Annotated in this window: 19 protein-coding genes and 1 pseudogene; 15 read left to right on the top strand and 5 right to left on the bottom strand. The window is 68.7% G+C overall.

Going from position 1 to position 20382, the window contains the following annotated elements:
• The first annotated feature begins 3 nt into the window (after positions 1–3).
• The gene (locus ACZ45Z_RS10460) at positions 4–360 is read left to right on the top strand and encodes an exodeoxyribonuclease VII small subunit (protein ID WP_468359238.1); all 357 of its coding nucleotides are present in this window, start codon (positions 4–6) and stop codon (positions 358–360) included.
• Positions 361–556: 196 nt separating this feature from the next.
• Entirely contained in the window at positions 557–1150 is a 594-nt protein-coding gene (locus ACZ45Z_RS10465; RefSeq protein WP_468359241.1) for a malonic semialdehyde reductase, read from the top strand.
• Positions 1151–1256: 106 nt separating this feature from the next.
• Here the strand turns inward: ACZ45Z_RS10465 and ACZ45Z_RS10470 are convergent, their stop codons facing one another.
• Complete coding sequence (locus tag ACZ45Z_RS10470; RefSeq protein WP_468359799.1) at positions 1257–1793, bottom strand: DUF4245 domain-containing protein; 537 nt, start codon at positions 1791–1793, stop codon at positions 1257–1259.
• Positions 1794–2056: 263 nt separating this feature from the next.
• Here ACZ45Z_RS10470 and glpX point away from each other — a divergent pair, with 263 nt between their 5' ends.
• Positions 2057–3088: a class II fructose-bisphosphatase gene (glpX, locus tag ACZ45Z_RS10475; protein WP_468359244.1), complete on the top strand. Its 1032-nt coding sequence runs from the start codon at positions 2057–2059 to the stop codon at positions 3086–3088.
• A 137-nt stretch (positions 3089–3225) separates the two neighbouring features.
• Here the strand turns inward: glpX and ACZ45Z_RS10480 are convergent, their stop codons facing one another.
• Complete coding sequence (locus tag ACZ45Z_RS10480) at positions 3226–3585, bottom strand: WhiB family transcriptional regulator (RefSeq protein ID WP_468359246.1); 360 nt, start codon at positions 3583–3585, stop codon at positions 3226–3228.
• A 155-nt stretch (positions 3586–3740) separates the two neighbouring features.
• Positions 3741–4448 carry a DUF1707 SHOCT-like domain-containing protein gene (locus ACZ45Z_RS10485; RefSeq protein ID WP_468359249.1) on the bottom strand — a complete coding sequence of 236 codons (708 nt, stop codon included), beginning with the start codon at positions 4446–4448 and terminating at the stop codon, positions 3741–3743.
• 264 nt (positions 4449–4712) lie between these two features.
• Between ACZ45Z_RS10485 and ACZ45Z_RS10490 the strand changes: the two genes are divergently transcribed.
• The 8 genes and pseudogenes from ACZ45Z_RS10490 to ACZ45Z_RS10525 all read left to right on the top strand — a co-directional run bounded on the left by ACZ45Z_RS10490 (position 4713) and on the right by ACZ45Z_RS10525 (position 11723).
• Positions 4713–6395 (top strand): fumarate hydratase, encoded by a 1683-nt coding sequence (locus tag ACZ45Z_RS10490; protein WP_468359252.1) that lies wholly within the window; start codon positions 4713–4715, stop codon positions 6393–6395.
• Positions 6396–6747: 352 nt separating this feature from the next.
• Positions 6748–7203 carry a DUF6879 family protein gene (locus tag ACZ45Z_RS10495; RefSeq protein ID WP_468359255.1) on the top strand — a complete coding sequence of 152 codons (456 nt, stop codon included), beginning with the start codon at positions 6748–6750 and terminating at the stop codon, positions 7201–7203.
• Between the two features lie 15 nt (positions 7204–7218).
• Positions 7219–8067 (top strand): annotated as a pseudogene (locus ACZ45Z_RS10500) (helix-turn-helix domain-containing protein).
• Between the two features lie 642 nt (positions 8068–8709).
• Positions 8710–8844: a hypothetical protein gene (locus ACZ45Z_RS10505; protein ID WP_423554114.1), complete on the top strand. Its 135-nt coding sequence runs from the start codon at positions 8710–8712 to the stop codon at positions 8842–8844.
• Positions 8845–9060 (top strand): hypothetical protein, encoded by a 216-nt coding sequence (locus ACZ45Z_RS10510; protein ID WP_468359837.1) that lies wholly within the window; start codon positions 8845–8847, stop codon positions 9058–9060.
• Positions 8972–9988: a methyltransferase domain-containing protein gene (locus tag ACZ45Z_RS10515; protein WP_468359259.1), complete on the top strand. Its 1017-nt coding sequence runs from the start codon at positions 8972–8974 to the stop codon at positions 9986–9988. The genes ACZ45Z_RS10510 and ACZ45Z_RS10515 overlap by 89 nt, the downstream gene beginning before the upstream one ends.
• Before the next feature lie 755 nt (positions 9989–10743).
• On the top strand, positions 10744–10908 hold the full coding sequence (locus ACZ45Z_RS10520; RefSeq protein WP_468359262.1) for a hypothetical protein: 165 nt from the start codon (positions 10744–10746) through the stop codon (positions 10906–10908).
• A gap of 230 nt (positions 10909–11138) precedes the next feature.
• Positions 11139–11723: a hypothetical protein gene (locus ACZ45Z_RS10525; protein WP_468359265.1), complete on the top strand. Its 585-nt coding sequence runs from the start codon at positions 11139–11141 to the stop codon at positions 11721–11723.
• Positions 11724–11975: 252 nt separating this feature from the next.
• Here ACZ45Z_RS10525 and ACZ45Z_RS10530 read toward each other — a convergent pair whose 3' ends face one another.
• On the bottom strand, positions 11976–12413 hold the full coding sequence (locus tag ACZ45Z_RS10530; RefSeq protein WP_468359267.1) for a hypothetical protein: 438 nt from the start codon (positions 12411–12413) through the stop codon (positions 11976–11978).
• 213 nt (positions 12414–12626) lie between these two features.
• Positions 12627–14195 carry a recombinase family protein gene (locus ACZ45Z_RS10535; protein ID WP_468359270.1) on the bottom strand — a complete coding sequence of 523 codons (1569 nt, stop codon included), beginning with the start codon at positions 14193–14195 and terminating at the stop codon, positions 12627–12629.
• A 270-nt stretch (positions 14196–14465) separates the two neighbouring features.
• Here ACZ45Z_RS10535 and ACZ45Z_RS10540 point away from each other — a divergent pair, with 270 nt between their 5' ends.
• The 4 genes from ACZ45Z_RS10540 (at position 14466) to ACZ45Z_RS10555 (ending at position 20335) form a co-directional block, all read left to right on the top strand.
• Complete coding sequence (locus tag ACZ45Z_RS10540; protein WP_468359273.1) at positions 14466–15887, top strand: class II fumarate hydratase; 1422 nt, start codon at positions 14466–14468, stop codon at positions 15885–15887.
• Between the two features lie 56 nt (positions 15888–15943).
• Positions 15944–16663, top strand: a complete 720-nt coding sequence (fomD, locus tag ACZ45Z_RS10545) for a cytidylyl-2-hydroxypropylphosphonate hydrolase (protein WP_468359276.1) — start codon at positions 15944–15946, stop codon at positions 16661–16663.
• Between the two features lie 229 nt (positions 16664–16892).
• Complete coding sequence (locus ACZ45Z_RS10550) at positions 16893–17576, top strand: class I SAM-dependent DNA methyltransferase (protein WP_468359278.1); 684 nt, start codon at positions 16893–16895, stop codon at positions 17574–17576.
• A gap of 569 nt (positions 17577–18145) precedes the next feature.
• Positions 18146–20335: a SpoIIE family protein phosphatase gene (locus ACZ45Z_RS10555; protein ID WP_468359802.1), complete on the top strand. Its 2190-nt coding sequence runs from the start codon at positions 18146–18148 to the stop codon at positions 20333–20335.
• The last annotated feature ends 47 nt before the right edge of the window (positions 20336–20382 follow it).

Below are 20382 nucleotides of genomic sequence, written 5' to 3' on the forward strand. Positions count from 1 at the left end.
GACATGGCGAAGGCGAAGACGGGCGACGATGTGACGGACGCGGAGCGCGGGGCGGCGGCCGGCGCGGGCGGCCCGGGGGAATCCGTGGCGCCGTCGGGATCGGACGAGGCGGCGGGCCCGACGGGATCGGTGGAATCGGTGGGATCGGACTCCACGCTCGGCTACGAGCAGGCGCGGGACGAGCTGATCGAGGTCGTCCGCAGCCTGGAGGCGGGCGGCACGACGCTGGAGGAGTCGCTCGCGCTGTGGGAGCGCGGGGAGGAGCTGGCGAAGGTCTGCCGCCGGTGGCTGGACGGCGCGCGGGCCCGACTGGACGCGGCGCTCGCGGAGTCGGGCGAGGGGGAGGCGGGGCGCGCGTAGAGGCGCCTGCCACGGGGGTCGGACGAGCACCGCGCGACCCCTCCGCACTTACACGCTCATGTGAGGCGGCTCACAATAGGCCAGCTTTAGTTGAAACTTCACCTATTCCGGTTAGAGTGGTTTGTCGTAGCCCCAGGAGCCTCCTCGGACCCGATCGAGGAACCTGGTCATCCCGCCGACTCACCGAGGTGCCCTTATGTCTCTCGCCCTTGACGCCGCCGCTCAGGACCTGCTTTTCCGCGAGGCCCAGACCGCCAACACGTTCACGGACGAGCCGGTGACGGACGAGCAGGTCCAGGCGATCTACGACCTCGTGAAGTACGCGCCGACCGCCTTCAACCAGTCGCCGCTGCGGATCACCCTGGTCCGGTCCGAGGAGGCCCGGCAGCGCCTGGCCGACCACGCCATGGGCGCCAACGGCCCCAAGACGCTGTCCGCGCCGCTGACCGTGATCCTCTCCGTGGACCTGGACTTCCACGAGAAGCTCCCGGTGCTCTTCCCGGCCATGCCGGGCCTCAAGGACGCGTACTTCTCCGAGCTCGCCGCCCGTGAGGCCGCCGGCACGCAGAACGCCACCCTCCAGGCCGGCTACTTCATCGTGGGCATCCGCGCCGCCGGCCTGGCCGCCGGCCCGATGACCGGCTTCGACTTCACCGGCGTCGACAAGGAGTTCTTCGGCGACGGCAAGCAGAAGTCCTTCCTCGTCATCAACATCGGCAAGCCGGGCGCCGACGCCTTCTTCCCGCGCTCGCCGCGCCTGGAGTTCGCCGAGGCCACCGCCACCGTCTGAGGCCCCCACGGCGACCTGAGACCCCCATGACGACGAGGCCGCCGCACCCCTCACGGGTGCGGCGGCCTCGTCGTACGTCCGGATCCCGCCAGGGACCGCGCCCATATCAGCCCTTCTTCGCCTCCAGGGAGGCGGCCAGCTCCGCGAGCCGCCCGTACGGCGCGGTGCCGGTGACGACCGTGGTCACGCCGGCCTCCCGTCGCACCAGGGCGTTGTACTTCTCGCCCTTGTACCGGTCCCACTTCGCGCCGCCCACGGCCTGCTTGCCGGCGGCCTTCGTCGCGCCCAGCGTCACGTCCTCGATGAACGTCCGAGCGGTCTCGTCGCTCTGCTCGACCGCCGCGTACTCCTGCTCCGGGTCCAGCAGACCCAGGTGCCAGGCACCGCCCTTGCCGTCGCTGGTCGCCTTGTACGAGACGGAGGTGGCGCGCCAGGTCTTCGGCAGTCCCTTGGGGGCGGCGACCGCGTACGGTGCCGCACGCCGGGCCGTCATGAGCTCCACGCGGTAGTCGACCGTCTTCACCGCGCTCCGGGCGGCGCTCTCGCTGTCGTCGTGCGGGATGAAGAAATAGATCGCCCCGACCAGAGCGCCGATCACCGCCAGCGACAGGACCATGTCCCGCACCGTTTGCCTGCCTCGCATACCTGCCACGCCCCTATGGTCCCCCATGCCCCCGGCGCGTCGGACAGGCCCCCCGGCGACGGCCCGCACCCGGCCTCACGAGCCGCCACCCGGACGCCGCCCGGACGCCGCGCGAGCCGCCGTGACCAGGGCCTACGGCCCCGCCGCCCGGCGCCCTGGCGGCTGCTCATGCGATAGGGCCCCCTGCTCATTTTCGCGACCTACCGATAAAGTCGTGCCCACCCTCAATATTCCGGCCGTCGCCGTACAGAAAGGTGCGCTCGATGACCGAGCATCATCTCCCGCCCCCGCTAGAGGTCAGCCCCGAGGCCCCCGACCGCAACCTCGCCCTGGAGCTGGTCCGGGTCACCGAGGCCGGCGCCATGGCGTCGGGCCGCTGGGTCGGGCGCGGTGACAAGAACGGTGCGGACGGCGCGGCGGTCAAGGCCATGCGCGCCCTGATCCACACCGTCTCGATGAACGGCGTCGTGGTCATCGGGGAGGGCGAGAAGGACAACGCCCCGATGCTCTACAACGGCGAGCGGGTCGGCGACGGCACCGGCGCCGAGTGCGACGTCGCCGTGGACCCCGTGGACGGTACGACGCTGACCGCCAAGGGCATGGCCAACGCCGTGTCGGTGATGGCCGTCGCCGACCGCGGCACGATGTTCGACCCGTCGGCGGTCTTCTACATGGACAAGCTCGCCACCGGCCCCGAGGCGGCGGACTACGTCGACATCACCGCGCCGGTGGCCGTGAACATCAAGCGGATCGCGAAGGCCAAGCGGTCCGCCGTCGAGGACGTCACCGTCGTCATCCTGGACCGGCCCCGCCACGACGGCCTGGTCAAGGAGGTCCGCGAGGCCGGCGCCCGGATCAAGTTCATCTCCGACGGCGACGTCGCCGGCGCGATCATGGCGGCCCGCGAGGGCACCGGCGTGGACCTGCTGCTGGGCATCGGCGGCACCCCCGAGGGCATCATCGCCGCCTGCGCGCTCAAGTGCCTGGGCGGCACGCTCCAGGCAAAGCTGTGGCCCAAGGACGACGAGGAGCGGCAGCGCGCCCTCGACGCGGGCCACGACCTGGACAAGGTGCTCCAGATCGAGGACCTGGTCAGCGGCGACAACGTCTTCTTCGTCGCCACCGGCATCACCGACGGCGACCTGCTGCGCGGCGTGCGCTACCGCGCCGAGACCGCCTACACCCAGTCCCTGGTGATGCGCTCGAAGTCGGGCACCATCCGCCAGATCGACTCCCAGCACCGGCTGTCCAAGCTCCGCGCGTACAGCTCGGTGGACTTCGAGCGTCCCAGCTAGCCGCCGTCCGCGCACGGCCCCCCCGGGGGCGTGCGCGGAGCGAAGGACACGCTTCGCCCCCGCCGGAGACGCTCCGGCGGGGGCGAAGTGGTCCGTATGCGAGGAGGAGTGCCGCGCTCCGGCGCCGTCCGGCGCCGTCAGCTCACGACGGGCAGGTGGGCGGCGCGCTGCAACTCGGTCTCCCGGCGCCGCCGACGGGCCAGCACCACCCGGCGCTCGGCCGCGGTCAGCCCGCCCCAGACGCCGTAGGGCTCCGGCTGGAGCAGCGCGTGCTCACGGCACTCGACCATCACCGGGCAGCGGGCGCACACCCGCTTGGCGGCCTCTTCCCTGGCCAGTCGCGCGGCGGTCGGCTCCTTGGACGGGGCGAAGAACAGCCCGGCTTCGTCCCGGCGGCACACCGCCTCCGAATGCCAGGGGCCGGCCTCGTCGCGAGCGGGCACTCGCTGGGACGGAACGACAGCGGCATTCTGCAGGGGCTGATGCGGTAGCAGCACGGTCTACTCCTGACGACGGCTTCGGCGAAGAACTCACCCTTGCCCGTCTCGCTGCGCACGGCTTTTCGCACCCCGCAGCCGTACGAGAGACGATGCCCCAGCCCTACCCGCTGTGCGCACGCTTATGCACACCGTGGCCACCGGAGAAAGCCGCGTCAGCCGTCGAGGTCCTTACGGAAGCGGTCGCGGCGCTCATGGAGCGTCCGGTCGTGCCGGTCGCGGCGCTCCGCGCGGAGCCGGTCGCGCAGATCGCGCAGCACGGCGCCCCGCCGGGGCTTGGCCTCGACGCTGCCCAGCACGGCGTAACCGTTGACCATGATCTGCGGGGCGTCGCGGTCGTCGGCCTCGTGCGACGTGATCTCGAAGGCGCCGAGCACGCCGGAGCCGCTGCCGCGCACCGTGACGTTCTCCGGGACGCGGATCTCGACGGCGCCGAAGACGGCGGTGACGTTGATCTCGATCCGCTGCTGGGGGAAGAGCGCCTCGGTCAGATCGATCTCCACGCTGCCGAAGATCGCGACGGCGTTGATCCGGGCGGGCACCCGCCAGCGGCCCTTGCGGATCGAGGCGCTGAAGACCGCGACCAGATTCTGGTCCGGCGGGGTGCCGACATCGGCGTACGCGCCGGTGGCGGGCTGCGGACGGGCGGCGGCCACCGGCAGGTCGCGGACGAAGGGCTCCAGCTCGCCCAGGGTCTTGGCGCGGTAGACGCCGTCGATCCGCTCGGCGTGCTCCTCGGCGTCCAGCCGGCCTTCCGCCAGCGCCTCCCGGAGGATTCCGGCGATCCGGTCCCGGTCGGCGTCGGAGGCGCGGAGGGGCCCGGGCGGGGGCTGGGGGCTCGGCACTCGATTGTCGGCGTCCACGGCACCAGCGTAGCGAAACGCGATAGGTCGCGAGTGGCGAATCGTGAGGTTCCCCTCCAGGCGGCTCCGCGGCGACGCGGTTCCCGGATCGGCCGGAGTCCGGAAGGCGGGGCGGGGTTCCCGGATCGGCCGGAGTCCGGAAGGCGGTGCGGGCCCGCCAACTGAGCCTTACCTCACAGCGGCGGCCGGGCGCCAGGGTTCTACGCTGTTCAGGCGCTGCCGTAGATGCCAGCCGAAGCCCCTCCGAGTAAGGAATGACCCCCAATGCCGGAATTCGCCTACACCGACCTGCTCCCCCTGGGCGAGGACAACACCCCGTACCGCCTGGTCACTTCGGAGGGCGTGAGCACCTTCGAGGCCGACGGCCGGACGTTCCTCAAGGTCGAGCCGGAGGCGCTGCGCAAGCTGGCCGCCGAGGCGATGCACGACATCTCGCACTACCTGCGCCCGGCCCACCTCGCCCAGCTCCGCAAGATCCTGGACGACCCCGAGGCCAGCGGCAACGACCGTTTCGTGGCCCTCGACCTCCTCAAGAACGCCAACATCGCGGCGGCCGGCGTGCTGCCGATGTGCCAGGACACCGGCACCGCGATCGTGATGGGCAAGCGCGGCCAGAACGTCCTGACCGAGGGCGGCGACGAGGCGGCCCTCTCCCGCGGCATCTACGACGCCTACACCCAGCTCAACCTGCGCTACTCGCAGATGGCCCCGCTGACCATGTGGGACGAGAAGAACACCGGCTCCAACCTCCCGGCCCAGATCGAGCTGTACGCCACCGACGGCGGCGCCTACAAGTTCCTGTTCATGGCCAAGGGCGGCGGCTCGGCGAACAAGTCCTTCCTCTTCCAGGAGACCAAGGCGGTCCTCAACGAGGGCTCCATGATGAAGTTCCTGGAGCAGAAGATCCGCTCGCTCGGCACCGCCGCCTGCCCGCCGTACCACCTCGCGATCGTGGTGGGCGGCACCTCCGCCGAGTACGCGCTCAAGACCGCCAAGTACGCCTCCGCGCACTACCTGGACGAGCTGCCCGCCGAGGGCTCCCCCACCGGCCACGGCTTCCGCGACAAGGAGCTGGAGGAGAAGGTCTTCGAGCTGACGCAGAAGATCGGCATCGGCGCCCAGTTCGGCGGCAAGTACTTCTGCCACGACGTGCGCGTGGTCCGCCTGCCCCGGCACGGCGCGTCCTGCCCGGTCGCCATCGCCGTCTCCTGCTCCGCCGACCGCCAGGCCGTCGCGAAGATCACCGCCGAGGGCGTCTTCCTGGAGCAGTTGGAGACCGACCCGGCGCGCTTCCTGCCGGAGACCACCGACGAGGAGCTGACCGAGGGCGCGGGCCCGGACCTCGACGCCGTCCGCGTCGACCTCAACCGCCCCATGGACGACATCCTCGCCGAGCTGACCAAGCACCCGGTCAAGACGCGGCTGTCCCTGACCGGCACGCTGGTCGTGGCGCGCGACATCGCGCACGCCAAGATCAAGGAGCGGCTGGACGCGGGCGAGGGCATGCCGCAGTACCTCAAGGACCACCCGGTCTACTACGCCGGCCCGGCCAAGACCCCCGAGGGCTACGCCTCCGGCTCCTTCGGCCCGACGACGGCCGGCCGCATGGACGCCTACGTCGAGCAGTTCCAGGCGGCCGGCGGCTCCAAGATCATGCTGGCCAAGGGCAACCGCTCCCAGCAGGTCACCGACGCCTGCGCCGCGCACGGCGGCTTCTACCTCGGCTCCATCGGCGGCCCGGCCGCCCGCCTCGCCCAGGACTGCATCAAGAAGGTCGAGGTCCTGGAATACGAGGAGCTCGGCATGGAGGCGGTCTGGAAGATCGAGGTCGAGGACTTCCCCGCCTTCATCGTCGTCGACGACAAGGGCAACGACTTCTTCACTTCGCCGGAACCAGAGCAGCCGACGTTCACCAGCATCCCGGTGCGGGGCCCCGGCCTGTCCTGAGCCACCCCTAAGAGCCTCACAGACCCCTCGGCGTCGCCGGGGGGTCTGCTGCTGTCCCCTGGGTGGCGCTATTAGCCCGCCGTTCCCATGGCTTGAAGCGCACCCTTGACGCCAGCACGGCAGCATCGGGAGGTCCGTGCGTAGAAGTCTGTGCAATCCGCGTAGCCCGGGAGGCTGCTGTGTCGCTACGGTTCATCGCCAAGGACCCGAACACGGACGGGGCGAACTGCCCCACGGCCTGGGTCGACGAGGAGAAGCAAGAGATCGTATTGCAGGGTTGGACGGTGGACGAGGCGACGCGCGCCGAGTGCCTGAAGACCGGCCCCATCCCCGACAGTGAGACCGTCGTCCGATGCGCGACTTCTACGACGACCCCGACGAGGCCCCGCGTGTGGCCGCGTGGAAGGCCGGTCATCGGCCGGACCCGAATGACCGGGCGTCTTGGTGGCGTCCCTGGCTCGACATCGTGTCCGAGGCCGTCTCCCGGGGCGTCGTGATCCGCCGTGCCCGGATCGTCTCCGAGCCAGTGAGCGAGTACACGCGGTATCTCTACGATGGCACGTTCACCAACGTCGCCGCCGGTGAGCAGATCCGCTGGCTTCCCCGGCGGAACGCGTCGGATCTGGCACTCCCCGGCAATGACTTCTGGTGCTTCGATGGTCGGCTGGTGAGGTTCGGCTACTTCTCCGGTGAGGGCGTCTACCTCGGCGACGAAGTGCACGACCGCCCGGAGGTGGTCAAGCTGTGCGCCTCGGCATTCGAAGCCGTCTGGGACCGAGCCATTCCGCACGACCGTTACAGGATCTGAGAACGCACAGCACCAATGGCCCGTTCCCCTTCGTCCAGCGTCCAGGCGGCCCGTGAGGCACTTGCAGCACGACTGCGGGATATTCGCCTAGACGCTGGCCTGAAGGCCCGTGAGGTGGCCGTACAGGCCGGCTGGCACCCCTCAAAGGCAAGTCGGCTTGAGAACGCCGTAACGCCCCCTCGGACGCCGACATTCGCGATTGGTGCCGTATCTGTGGGGCCGACGACCAAGCAGCCGACTTGATCGCTGCGTCTCGCTCGGCGGAGTCGATGTACGTCCAGTGGCGACGGCTCCAGCGCACCGGGCTACGCCGACTCCAGGAGTCGTACGTACCTCTCTTCGAGCGCACCCGAACCTTTCGGATCTACTGCTCCAACGTGGTGCCCGGCCTGCTCCAGACCCCGGCATATGCGACCGCGCTACTGACTGAAATCACCGACTTCCGGCAGACGCCCAATGACGTCACCGAAGCAGTAGCCGCCCGCATGGACCGGGCACAGGTCCTCCACGAAGGAGATCACCGTTTCGCCATCCTCGTTGAGGAAGCCGTCTTGCGGTACCGCATCGGCGACGCGGGGAGTGATGGCCGGGCAACTGGGTCACCTTCTGTCGATCATTTCCCTACCGGCGGTTTCCCTTGGAGTAGTGCTGTTTAGCGCCTCCCGGCACATGTGGCCGCTGGAGACGTTTTCGATCTATGACAGCGCACAAGCCCAGGTAGAACTACTGACTGCCGCTGTGAATGTCACAGCGCCATCGGAGATCGAGCAGTACGCGCGAGCGTTCGAGCGCCTGTCAGAAGCGGCGGTCTACGGAGGGGCGGCCCGCACCTTGATCACGAAGGCAATCGAGGCCCTCGGCTAACCCGCGTGCAGTTTTGTAGAACTTCGTAGAGCCCCGATGTGGCCCGTTCTTAGCGTGGCCTGCACGACCAGAGGAGGGGCGAGCGATCATGGCGAGCGACGCAAGAGCCCGACTATCCGAGGCGTTCGAGTTGTTCGGCAGCGACGGCAGGTTGCGGGTGTTCCACGACCCGGACGACCCGTTGGGAATGACGGCCGAAGGGGCGGACACTCCCCCGCACTCGGGAGTGGAACGTGCGCGCCTACGGGAACGGGTCGCCGAAGCCAATGCACGGAGCCGTGGCGAAATCCTCTGATGGCGCGCACCGTCCCGCGCCGTTCCCTCACGTTCATGCAAACCCTGTGGTCTTTCGGCGAGTAACGCGGAACGTGTGTCGGGCACGGCGAAACCTGGTGCCCCATCTGCTTCGGCTTCGAAGGTTGCCCAGGTTTCAACAACCGGCAGAAGGTGCCTTGCCCCGCGTGTGCCGGCGGTCAGCTCCTGCCCTTTGCCTAGTGATCCCTTTCCACTGATCTCCGCCCCTGTCGGAAGTGACCCGACCATCTATCCCCCACGGCGGGAATCCCGGCAGGGGCGGGCAGCACCCCGTTTCGCAGACAGCGGGACGGCCAACGAACACCATGGAACTCTGGAGGCAATCAAGTGCGTAGCTGGTGGCTCACGATGGCGGACGGCAACCCGCAGGACGACAGCGACAGCGGGAACAAGCACGGCGGTGGTGGGTCCGACGAAGGCGGCAACACCAACGACGGCCAGGGACCGGCGGACGGCCGCTAGATGACCGGGCAGCAAGGAACGGACGCCAGCCTTTACGGGCTGGCGTCCGCGCTCATGGAGGAGGGCGCACTGTCGTCTGACTGGCTTCCCGCGTTCAAGCGGGCACCCCGTCACCTGTTCATCCCGGATGTCATCTGGCCGGGTACGGCGGGCGGCAACCAGCACATGGCGGGAAGCCGTTTACACGGATGCGCCGATCACGACGCAATGGGATGACGGCAGGTACACCGGTCCCGGTACGGGCAAGATCCCGCCGTCGTCCAACTCCATGCCCACCATGGTCTTCTTAATGCTCGACGCCTTGGCCGTCGAGGAAGGCCCTCGGGTCTTGGAGATCGGGACGGGTACGGGCTGGAACGCCGCCCTTCTGTCGCACCGCGTCGGCCCTGAGAACGTCGTCACGGTCGAAGTGGACGAAGCCACGGCGGCGGACGCAAGGGAGCGTCTCCAGAGCGCGGGATTCGTTCCCCTGGCCGTCGTCGGCGATGGTGCCGCCGGATTTGCGATGGAGGCCCCGTATGACCGAGTGATCGCCACTTGCTCAATCGGCAGAGTGCCTTACGCCTGGGTCGAGCAGACGAAGCCTGGAGGCCTAATCGTCGCGCCGTGGGGGCCGACCTATGGCGGCGAAGCCATCGTTCGGCTCACCGTGCAGTCGGACGGTACCGCGTCGGGGAAGTTCCTTGGTTCCTCGGCATTCATGCGGCTTCGTGCCCAGCGCACCGAGCGAAGACACGTCCGTGAGTACCTGAGGGGCAAGCCGTGGCCCGCCGACGGCATCAGATCGACCTCGGCCCTCTCCCCGGACGACGTGGGCGCCTGGCACGTCATGTTCGCCATCGGGCTTCAGGTGGCCGATGCGTTTCCGTGGATGGAGTCATACAAAGACGGCTCTTACACCCTGTGGCTTCGAGACACGGCGGTTACTTCCTGGGCGACTGTCGATTTCGAGAAGGGCCGGAGAGAATGCGAAGTCGTACAGTCCGGCCCCCGCAAACTGTGGAACGAAGTCGAAAAGCCGTACCGGTGGTGGGAGTCTCAAGGACGCCCCGGCTTCGGTCGGTTCGGGCTCACGGTGAGCACCCATGGTGAGGCCGTATGGCTCGATGATCCAGGGAACCCGGTTCCACCGGTACTGGGCTGAAACGAAAAAACGAGGGGCACCCGAATCAAGCCGGACGCCCCTGAGTTGTTAGACGGCCCTGTTTAGCTAGCGGCAGCCTTCACGACCTGGACCGAGGAGGACTCTGCGAGGGAAACGCCATCAACACGCATAGTGAGCTTGAAGCCGAACTGGTCCTCATCGAAGCGAGCGTCTTCGCTGACCTTGATAAGGGCATTCCGGCGAACACCGACCTTGATACGGATCACATCCGCGACCACGAGAGTCTTAGCCCTCTCGCTTAGCCCTCTCGGGTGATTATTTGCTGCGCTTGGGCTACGCAGCGCCAGGAGTTGAGTGTCGCTGACCACAGTAAAGAAACTAATCTTTACGGTCCGGCATATGGGACTTTCGTACGAGCTATCAGCAGCCTGACTTGGAGCGGACTGGGGGTCAGTCCCGGCTTGGGCCGGGGCGGGCTCATTGGCCGTAGCAGCAATTTCATTCCTGCGCAGCCAGAGCGACAAGAAGCGCGAACACGCCAGCAGGCTTGGAGCTTGGATTGGCAAGAGACCCGCGGAGGGCGGTAAGTACTACGTAACCGTGTGCAACACCAATAGTGCCCCAGCCTACGAAATCAAGGTCAAGCCCTCTGGCTCCGGTGAAACACTTCTCGACATCCCGGAACTTCCCGCAAATAGTACGGTTCCAGGGAAGTCAAAAAGAACGAGGAGAGCTGGCATCCAGCAAACGCAGCCTGGCGAATGAAAGTTCTCCCGTCTGACAATGGGGTAGTAATGGCCACGTTCATGGTCAAAAATCCAGCAGTTTATGTTGAATTTAGGGACGCGCTTGAAAGGGAATGGAAGAATGATGAAGCCGGGAAAATCACCCGCAGGAAATCCGAACATTACAGAAAATTTCAAGTGAGCATCGGAGGAAAAGAAGACGAAGGGGCGTAGCCCTGGGCCAGGATTCACCGCCGCATTCCCACAATTTCAGGCGAACCCCCGCGCGTGCAAGCGAAGCGAAGGACGCGGGTGCCCGGAAGGATGTCTTCAGAGTTTCAGACTCCCTTTCCCAGCTCTTTCCGGTGGCCAGGGCCATTGTGGGACGCTCCGCGACGTGAACACCGGTGCCTTCCCCGTCAGCCGGCTGAAATCCCCTTGACGGTGTCAGTACCGTGAACCGCATGGGTTGGTCGCTGAGCTATCTGAAGCCGCGTGAGCCACGGTTGCTGGACGCGCTTTTCCTGTCGGCTGGTCGAGCGTTGCACCTGGCCAATGCCTTCGAGTCGAAGTGTCAGTACGTCTTGCGGATGGCCAGCCTTGCCGAGGCTGCACAAGCCGACCCGGTGTTGGGTCTGCAGGAGATGATCAATGGCCTGCCCCCGGACAAGATGCTCGGGGGGACGTTGCGGGACCTAGCGAACACATCGCTCGGCTCGCGAACCTCCGACTTCGACGCCCTCGATGGGGCAAGGAAAGCCCGCAACTTCATTGCGCATGAAGGAGCCTCGGTAGGCTCAATATCTGCCGTGCGTCAAGGCGACATCTTGGAGCATGCAACGCGGCTGCGCGCTGCTGTAGCCGATCTAGCCTTGGGCGACAACGTCGTGTCGCAATGGTGCTTCCACCTCGATGAGCCGAAAGACTCTCTTCCGAGGATACTGATAGACGCTTACCCAACCATGGTCGATGGTTGGGTGTTTGGTCACTTCGGCGGCCTACTCGACGTCGAGGACGACTCGCCCTCAGACGTCGTTGAAGCTGAGTAATTCTGCCTCGCAGATAGAGGCACCCTCCACGGGGTGCCCTAGGTTGCTATGAAGCCTGGCCTCCATTCCTCGGCCAGGGTGAGAAGCGAACGCTAGTGAGCTTCTATAGAGAGCGCCCTTAGAGGGGCGCTGCTTCTCCCTAAGGCCATAAGTTCCCTGGCCTTGATCGGCCAGGGATAGCTGCGCAGCGGAGCGCAGCAGCTAACGGCCCCAGAGGGGTCCTCACTAAGGCCATAAGTCGCCGAGGACCGTTCAGGCAGCCTCGGTGAACCATTCCCGGTCATCGATCCAGCCCAGGCACTCCGAGGAACGGTCACCCGCCAGGAGGCGGAACGTCGTCTTCGCTCCGCGCTTACTCCCAACCGTCTCGACTTCGAGCCATCCGGCATCGATCAGGGCCTTCACTCCACGCTCGGCATAGCGGCGAAGGTTCCCGGCCTGGTCGCGCACGCCGACAGCATCCACAAGCGAACGCCACGGAACAGTCACCTCAGATTCGTCGCCGCAGAGGCGGGCTATCTGCCGGGCCACGGCCTGACTGCTACGCGGCACGCATTGAACCGCGTCGGCATACCACAGGGCGGCTTGCCCGGTCGGGGGAGCCGTCTCTGCCGCAAGGGCGAACCCGCGCTTTCGCAGCTTCACTCTGCGCCCCTCGATAGCGTCCACGTACTGTTCGGCAAAGGTCATCGGTCAGGTTCCCTTTCGAGCGATGCGGGCACGGAAAAGGCCCCGGCCATCCGGGGCCTTTGTGCGGTCTTCTATGCCTAGTTTTTAACCCGTCAGGGGTGGCGGAATCAAGGAAGAGCGTTTAAACGGCCAAGGGCCGAGCGTGGGCATGGAAAGGCCACCGAAGTGTTTACACGCGACGGGGGAAAAGGTTGGGAGCGTGGGCGGCCCTACCTACTTCCGCTTATAAGCCATCTGCTTCGGCAGAATATATTCCGCCTCCGGCTCGATCAACCAGTATCCCTCGGGAACTTGAAGCCCGGTTTCCTTCGCGATCTCGGCAACCTCCGGCACCTTGCAGACGACTCGCCGGCTCCCGCCTTCCGCGGCCCCCACCGTCACAGTTATGCCGTGCCGTTGCAGGAAGACACGCTTCTGTTCGTCATCCTTAGCCGTCCACTCTTCGGAGTAAGTCCGACCCGTCTCCTTCCAGGACGGGGCATCCTCGGCAGTCTTGATTTCCTCCCGCAGACGCTCAACCTTGGCCGACTGGAATTCGTGCTGCCCCCAGTAGCGTTCGACCTGAACGTCGGTCTTGAACCGTCCAGCCAGGTAATCGGCTTCCAGTCGGTCTAGCGTCGCCTCGGCTTCGGCAAGCTCGGTCTTGGCCTGACTGATGGAATTACCGGCCCGCTCCATAACCGGGAGCGGTCCGAGAGTGACCTTCACGAAAGTCCCAACAGCCGTGTCCAGGTCATCGCGTCGAATGCGGCCAGGGGTAGTACACGTTCCGGTGTTGACGTTGTTGCAGGCGTAGTAGTGATGCACGCGGCCGTTCGGCTTCGTCTTCTTGTTGGACGACATCCGGGCGCCGCAACCCTGGCAGGTAGCCACACCGCCGAGCATCGACCGCGAAGGAGTGGACCGCCTGACCGGGCGATCACTCTTGAGCGCGGCCATGAATTCCGACCACTCGGCAAAATCCATCAACGGATCATCGGTGATCCGAACATTCTCGCCGTTCTCGTCTACGACGTTCTCGCCCTTGTACGTGTAGATGCCGGCCACCGTGGGATTCATGGCTATGGCTCGAATCGCGTTGGCAGTCCAGGCAACGCCCCTCGGATCTTCCCCCTTCACGATTCGAAGATGATCCCGCCAGGTGGGAACGCCACGCTTATTCAGATCAAGCGCGATCTTGTACGACGACCAGTCGCCCTTGAGGCGCTCGACAATCTCGCGGAACAGTTCCGCATACATGGGGTCCTGAACCAGCTTCTTTCCGCCGCCTTCCTGCCGTTCGAAGCGGTACCCATACGGTTCGACGCCACCGATCCAAACGCCCTTGGCCTTACGAGCGGCCGAGCCAGAGAGCGCGCGGGCGCGAATGGTGTCCAACTCGCCCTCGGCAAAGGCGGCGATGATCTGAGCGAACATCTTGCCCATCGGGGTGGACATGTCGATGCCCTCCGTCACGGACACGATGGACTTCCCGTGCTTCTGGCACCACTCGAAGACCTCGGCGAAGTGACCCGCCTTTCTACTGAGGCGGTCGAGCTTCCAGACGGCCAACAAGTCCCACTCGTCGGCTCGCTCGTTGAACCAAGGTCCGAGGCCCGGTCGCTTAAAGGGGTGCATCGCACCGGACACGTCCAGGTCTTCCGCCCAGCCCGCTATGCGGCCGTCCACGGCGGGGCCAGCAGTCCAGTGCTCCACGGCCTGCCGCTGCTTCTCGGGGCTGGTGGTGTCGTCCTTGAGGATGGACAGGCGGACAGCGCCCAGGACCCTCGGATGCTTGATCATGGCGGCGATCGTACGAGGGTCCACTCGAGATGAACAAGTCGAGCGACTTCTTCCAGGACCCCGCCTCGGCCCGACGTTCACCAGCATCCCGGTGCGCCAGGGAAGCTGACGCGCCCGCTCCCGTGGCGGCCTGACGGGCCGCTACGGGGCAGCCGCCTGTACCCGGGGCCGCGCCGCGGAGGCCGCCCGCCGCCGTACTCACCGGGAAAAGACCGGCGACTCGTGCCCCAACCCGGGAACAGATCGCCGTTCCCTGGTACTGACATAGGTATGAGCGACAACAGCGGCTTCAGCGACGCGGCGGAATCCGGCGAGTACCGCATCGAGCACGACTCCATGGGCGAGGTGCGGGTGCCCGCGCATGCCAAGTGGCGGGCGCAGACCCAGCGTGCGGTGGAGAACTTCCCGGTTTCCGGGCAGCGGCTGGAGCGGGCGCACATCGAGGCGCTGGCGCGGGTCAAGGCGGCGGCCGCCGTCGTCAACGCCGAGCTGGGCGTGCTGGACAAGGACGTCGCGGCGGCCATCCAGGAGGCGGCCGGGGAGGTGGCGCAGGGGCGTTGGGACGACCACTTTCCCGTTGACGTGTTCCAGACCGGCTCGGGCACGTCGTCCAACATGAACGCCAACGAGGTCATCGCGACGCTGGCGAGCGAACGGCTGGGCAGGGACGTCCACCCCAACGACCATGTCAACGCCAGCCAGTCGTCCAACGACGTCTTCCCCTCCTCCATCCATATCGCGGCGACGGCGGCCGTCACCCGCGACCTCGTTCCGGCGCTCGATCACCTCGCCGCCTCTTTGGAGCGGAAGGCGGAGGAGTTCGCCGAGGTCGTGAAGTCGGGCCGGACGCACCTGATGGACGCGACGCCCGTCACGCTGGGGCAGGAGTTCGGCGGGTACGCGGCGCAGGTGCGCTACGGCGTCGAGCGGCTGCGGGCCTCCCTGCCCCGGCTCGCCGAACTCCCGCTGGGCGGCACGGCCGTGGGGACGGGCATCAACACCCCGCCCGGCTTCCCCGCGGCGGTGATCGCCGAGGTGGCGCGCGCGACGGGGCTGCCGCTGACCGAGGCGCGCAACCACTTCGAGGCGCAGAGCGCGCGGGACGGCATCGTGGAGACGAGTGGTCAGCTCCGGACGATCGGGGTGGGCCTGACGAAGATCGCGAACGACCTGCGGTGGATGGCGTCCGGTCCCCGGACGGGACTCGCCGAGATCACGCTGCCCGACCTCCAGCCCGGCTCGTCGATCATGCCGGGGAAGGTGAACCCGGTGATCCCCGAGGCGGTGCTGATGGTCGCGGCGCAGGTCACCGGCAACGACGCGACGGTGGCGGCGGCCGGCGCGGCCGGCAACTTCGAACTGAACGTGATGCTGCCGGTCATCGCCAAGAACGTGCTGGAGTCGGTGCGGCTGCTCGCCAACGTCGCGCGGCTGCTGGCGGACCGCACGGTCGACGGGATCACCGCCGACGCCGAACGGGCCCGCGAGTACGCCGAGTCGTCGCCCTCGGTGGTCACCCCGCTGAACAAGTACCTCGGCTACGAGGAGGCGGCGAAGGTCGCGAAGGAGTCGCTGGCGCAGCGGAAGACGATCCGCCAGGTGGTCGTGGAGGGCGGCTACGTCGAGCGGGGCCTGCTGACCGAGGAGCAGTTGGACCGGGCGCTGGACGTGCTGCGCATGACCCGTCCGTAACGCCGGGTGCGGCTCAGGTCACGGCGGGCGTAACGTGCCGCGCCTAAGATCTGCGCATGACAGCGGACATGGTGGACACCACGGAAGGCGGGGCGGGCGGCACCCGCGGGCGGGACGCGGCGGGGCCGGGGCGTTGGGCGCCGGGGGATCAGATCCTGTGGCGTTATCGCGACAACGCCGACGCCGGCCGGTTCCATATCTGCCGTCCGATGACCGTGGTGCAGGACACCGAGGAGCTGCTGGCGGCGTGGATGGCGCCGGGTACGCCGTGTGTGAAGCCGGTGCTGGCCGACGGCACGCCGGTGCACCGCGAGCCGCTGTCCAGCCGTTACACCAAGCCGCGGCGCACCGCCCTCGACCAGTGGTTCGGCACCGGTGTGCTGAAGTTGGCGCGGCCGGGCGATCCGTGGTCGGTGTGGTTGTTCTGGGAGCGCGGCTGGCAGTTCAAGAACTGGTACGTCAATCTTGAGGAGCCCCGCCACCGTTGGGCGGGCGGTGTCGACTCCGAGGACCACTTCCTCGATCTGTGCGTCTATCCGGACCGGCACTGGGAGTGGCGGGACGAGGACGAGTTCGCACAGGCGCAGCGGGACGGCCTGATGTCGCCCGCGCGGGCCGACCGGGTGCGGGCCGCCGGTCGGGCCGCGGTGGCGCACATCGCGGCGTGGGGCGGGCCGTTCGGCGACGGCTGGGAGGACTGGCGGCCCGATCCGGCGTGGGAGGTTCCCCGGCTGCCGGAGGACTGGGACCGCCCGGCGGAGCGTTTGCGGTCGTGAGCGGGTGAAGGTGAACGGTGCGAGTGCGGTGCACCGGAGAGAGTGAAGCGGGCGAATGTGGAAAGGTGCGCCTGTGGGCCGGGCTGTTATCCCGCGGGGTGAGAAGCGGGCCGAGCCCCCTTGCTGCGCCAGGGGTCTTCAACCGTAGGATCGTCCTCCGCAAGACTGCACAGGCGCAACTCCAGAACTGGAAAACGAACTTGACTGCGGTCGCAGGAGGGGCGAGGTCGTGAGCGCGACGAGCTACGACGGATATGAGGGCCTGAACCGGTTAGCACTGGACCGGGCCGGCCAGGCCGAGGCGTTCGACGCGATCGGTGACCGGTACGACGACGCCTTCCCGCACAAGGAGGGGCAGCTCGCGTCGGGCGAATGGCTGGCCGGGGCGCTTCCCGCCGGCTCGCGCATCCTGGATCTGGGGTGCGGTACGGGCCTGCCGACCGCCCGTCAGCTAGCCGACGCGGGGCACCGCGTGGTGGGGGTGGATCTGTCGCCCTCGATGATCGAACTGGCCCGGGAGAATGTCCCGGCCGTGGAATTCCATCGGCTGGACATCGCGGATCTGCGGGCCGGCCGGCTCGGCGGTCCGGGTTCTTTCGACGGAATCGCCGCCTTTTTCTCCCTGCTGATGCTGCCACGTGCGGAAATCCCTTACGCGCTGCGCATGCTGCATGATCTGCTACGACCGGAGGGGCTGCTCGCCCTGTCGATGGTCGAGGCGGATGTGGACGACTTCACGATTCCGTTCCTGGGCAACTCGATCCGGGTATCGGGTTATCTGCGGGACGACCTGCGGAAGGTCGTGCACGACGCGGGTTTCTACGTCACCGGGGAGGACTCGTATGCGTATGCCCCGGCGAGTACGGACGTACCACCCGAAATCCAGCTCTTTCTGCACCTGCGACGCGCTTGAGACGCCGCGCGTCAGGCCCGCAGCCCCGGACGGATGGAATCCCACGCGTGACGGAGCACCCCACCTCCTACGAATCGCGGCAGCCGCCTTCGCCTGCCGCGCCCTCGGCGTCCCCTTCGCGGGGGCCGGCCGGGACGGCGCCGTTCGGCGCGGTTCCCGACCCGCGCAGCGCCTTGCAGCAGCCCGCGGCACCCGGGTTCGCGCCCGTACCCGGCACGGGGTTCGCCGTGCGCGGGGGTGACGACATCGGCATGGGCGACGACCTCGGCAGGGGCCGGGATCTCGGCCTGGGCCAAGACCTCGGCGGGTACGGCGGCGTGCCCGAGGCGCCGGGTGCGGCGTCCGCGCCCGGCTTCGTCACCGGGGTCGTCGCGGCCGCCGCGGGCCGGCCGGAGGACGAGCCGGCCGCGGATCACGGCACGGCGGAGCGGGACCCGGCGGGCCACTCCGGCCTGGACGCGGCCAGGCACGGCGGCGACCGCGCCGCGGGCCACGCCGCCGCGCGGGACGCCACGGGCCCGTACGTCGATCCGTACGGGCCGGTGCCGGGGCCCGGGCGGTCCTGCGGGGTGCCGGACGCGGACCGGCGGGCCGCGCACGACGCGGCGGGGCGGGGCCGGGAGCACCGCGCGACCGCGGCGGCGACCCGCACCGTGCAGGCCGCGGGCGAGGGCGCGGCGCGGCCGGAAGCCGACGAGCGGGCCGCGCGCCGGGCCGCCCGGGGCGCGGTCGGCCGGGCGGAGGTGCCCGGGCCGGGCGAGGAGCCCCAGCCGGGTGGCGAGGGGATCGGCCGTCCCCGTGAGGGCGACGGCACGCCGGGCGCCGCGGGTCCGTCCCGGCCGCGTGGCGGCGAGCCGTCCGGTACGCCGTCGGTTCCGCCGCCGGCCTCCCCCGGCGAGCGGCAGGTGCCGTCGGGCGTGGGCGGTGGTGCGGCGCGGGCGGCCGGGGAGGCCGCCGGGGCGCAGGTGCCCGGGCCGGTGGTGCCGCCGGCGCGTTCCGCGCATCCCGGTGAGAGCGGTGAGGTGGCGGCGGCCCGTCAGGCGGGCGGCGACCGGCTGCGGTTCATCGGGGCGGCGACGCGGCGGATCGCCCGCGGCATAGACCTCGACGAGATCGTGCTGGGGCTGTGCCGGGCGACGGTGCCGACGTTCGCCGACGCGATTTTGGTGTATTTGCGTGATCCGCTGCCGGTGGGCGACGAGCGGCCGACCGGTCCGGTGGTGCTGCGGCTGCGCCGTACCGACCGGATTCCGGAGGAGCCGGACACCAACGGCACCCGGCTGCCGATGCTGCCCGCGCAGCCGGATCTGGGCCCCGCGATGGGCGGCAGCGCGGCCGAGCTGGCCGAGGTGCGCCCCGGCGGGCCGCTGGCGGAGGTGCTGCGCGGGGTGCGGCCGCTGTTCGGCGAGGCCCAGGCCGCGCGGACGGCGCTGCCGGAGCTGCTGGGGCCCGACACCCGGCTGCCGGGTGGTCACCGGGTGGTGCTGGCGCCGTTGCGCGGGCGCCGGCGGGTGATCGGCGCGGCGGTGTTCCTGCGCCGCCCGGACCGCCCGGCGTTCGAGCCGGACGATCTGCTGGTGGCGGCGCAGTTGGCGACCCACACCGCGCTGGGCGTGGACAAGGCGGTGCTCTACGGCCGGGAGGCGTACATCGCCGACGCGCTCCAGCGCACGATGCTGCCGGACTCGCTGCCGCAGCCGACGGGCGTGCGGCTGGCCAGCCGTTATCTGCCGGCGGCCGAGACGGCCCGGGTGGGCGGCGACTGGTACGACGCGATTCCGCTGCCGGGCAGCCGGGTGGCGCTGGTGGTCGGTGACGTCATGGGGCACTCGATGACGTCGGCGGCGATCATGGGCCAGCTCCGGACGACGGCGCAGACGCTGGCGGGTCTGGACCTGCCGCCGCAGGAGGTGTTGCACCATCTCGACGAGCAGGCGCAGCGGCTGGGTTCGGACCGGATGGCGACGTGCCTTTACGCGGTGTACGACCCGGTGGCGCACCGGATCGTGATCGCCAACGCCGGGCATCCGCCGCCGGTGATGCTGCACCGGGGCGGCCGTGCGGAGGTGCTGCGGGTGCCGCCGGGCGCGCCGATCGGTGTGGGCGGTGTGGACTTCGAGGCGGTGGAGCTGGACGCCCCGGCGGGCGCCACGCTCGTGCTGTACACCGACGGTCTGGTGGAGTCGCGGATCCGGGACGTGTGGACCGGGATCGAGCAGTTGCGGGAGCGGTTGACGGAGACGGCCCGGTTGACGGGTCCCAATCCGCCGCCGTTGGAGCCGCTCTGCGACGAGGTGCTGGACATGCTGGGGCCCGGTGACCGCGATGACGACATCGCGCTGCTGGCGGCCCGGTTCGACGGGATCGCGCCGAGCGATGTGGCGTACTGGTATCTGGATCCGAAGGCGCAGACGGCCGGGCAGGCGCGCCGGCTGGCCCGGCGGGCGTTGGCGCGCTGGGGGCTGGACGAGCTGACCGATCAACTGGAGCTGCTGGTCAGCGAGGTGGTGACCAACGCGGTGCGGTACGCGGAGCGGCCGATCACGCTGCGGCTGCTGCGTACGGACGTGTTGCGCTGCGAGGTGGGTGACGACGTGCCGCAGTTGCCGCGGCTGCGCCAGGCCCGGCCGTCGGACGAGGGCGGGCGGGGCCTGTATCTCGTCAACCGGATGGCGCGGCGCTGGGGCGCGACCCGGCTGAGCATGGGCAAGGTCGTGTGGTTCGAGCTGTCGATGCCGCCGGGCGCGGCGCACGGCTGAGGCGGCGACGTGGCGCAGGCCCCCGTCCGGGGTTCCGGGCGGGGGCC

Source organism: Streptomyces sp. NPDC031210, assembly GCF_055570395.1.

What these genes read in the sequence shown, in the direction of transcription:
- ACZ45Z_RS10460 (WP_468359238.1), top strand. Translation starts at nt 4, where the DNA reads ATGGCGAAGGCGAAGACGGGCGACGATGTGACGGACGCGGAGCGCGGG.
- ACZ45Z_RS10465 (WP_468359241.1), top strand. Translation starts at nt 557, where the DNA reads ATGTCTCTCGCCCTTGACGCCGCCGCTCAGGACCTGCTTTTCCGCGAG.
- ACZ45Z_RS10470 (WP_468359799.1), bottom strand. Translation starts at nt 1,793, where the DNA reads ATGCGAGGCAGGCAAACGGTGCGGGACATGGTCCTGTCGCTGGCGGTG.
- glpX (WP_468359244.1), top strand. Translation starts at nt 2,057, where the DNA reads ATGACCGAGCATCATCTCCCGCCCCCGCTAGAGGTCAGCCCCGAGGCC.
- ACZ45Z_RS10490 (WP_468359252.1), top strand. Translation starts at nt 4,713, where the DNA reads ATGCCGGAATTCGCCTACACCGACCTGCTCCCCCTGGGCGAGGACAAC.
- ACZ45Z_RS10495 (WP_468359255.1), top strand. Translation starts at nt 6,748, where the DNA reads ATGCGCGACTTCTACGACGACCCCGACGAGGCCCCGCGTGTGGCCGCG.
- ACZ45Z_RS10510 (WP_468359837.1), top strand. Translation starts at nt 8,845, where the DNA reads ATGACCGGGCAGCAAGGAACGGACGCCAGCCTTTACGGGCTGGCGTCC.
- ACZ45Z_RS10515 (WP_468359259.1), top strand. Translation starts at nt 8,972, where the DNA reads ATGTCATCTGGCCGGGTACGGCGGGCGGCAACCAGCACATGGCGGGAA.
- ACZ45Z_RS10520 (WP_468359262.1), top strand. Translation starts at nt 10,744, where the DNA reads ATGGCCACGTTCATGGTCAAAAATCCAGCAGTTTATGTTGAATTTAGG.
- ACZ45Z_RS10525 (WP_468359265.1), top strand. Translation starts at nt 11,139, where the DNA reads ATGGGTTGGTCGCTGAGCTATCTGAAGCCGCGTGAGCCACGGTTGCTG.
- ACZ45Z_RS10530 (WP_468359267.1), bottom strand. Translation starts at nt 12,413, where the DNA reads ATGACCTTTGCCGAACAGTACGTGGACGCTATCGAGGGGCGCAGAGTG.
- ACZ45Z_RS10535 (WP_468359270.1), bottom strand. Translation starts at nt 14,195, where the DNA reads ATGATCAAGCATCCGAGGGTCCTGGGCGCTGTCCGCCTGTCCATCCTC.
- ACZ45Z_RS10540 (WP_468359273.1), top strand. Translation starts at nt 14,466, where the DNA reads ATGAGCGACAACAGCGGCTTCAGCGACGCGGCGGAATCCGGCGAGTAC.
- fomD (WP_468359276.1), top strand. Translation starts at nt 15,944, where the DNA reads ATGACAGCGGACATGGTGGACACCACGGAAGGCGGGGCGGGCGGCACC.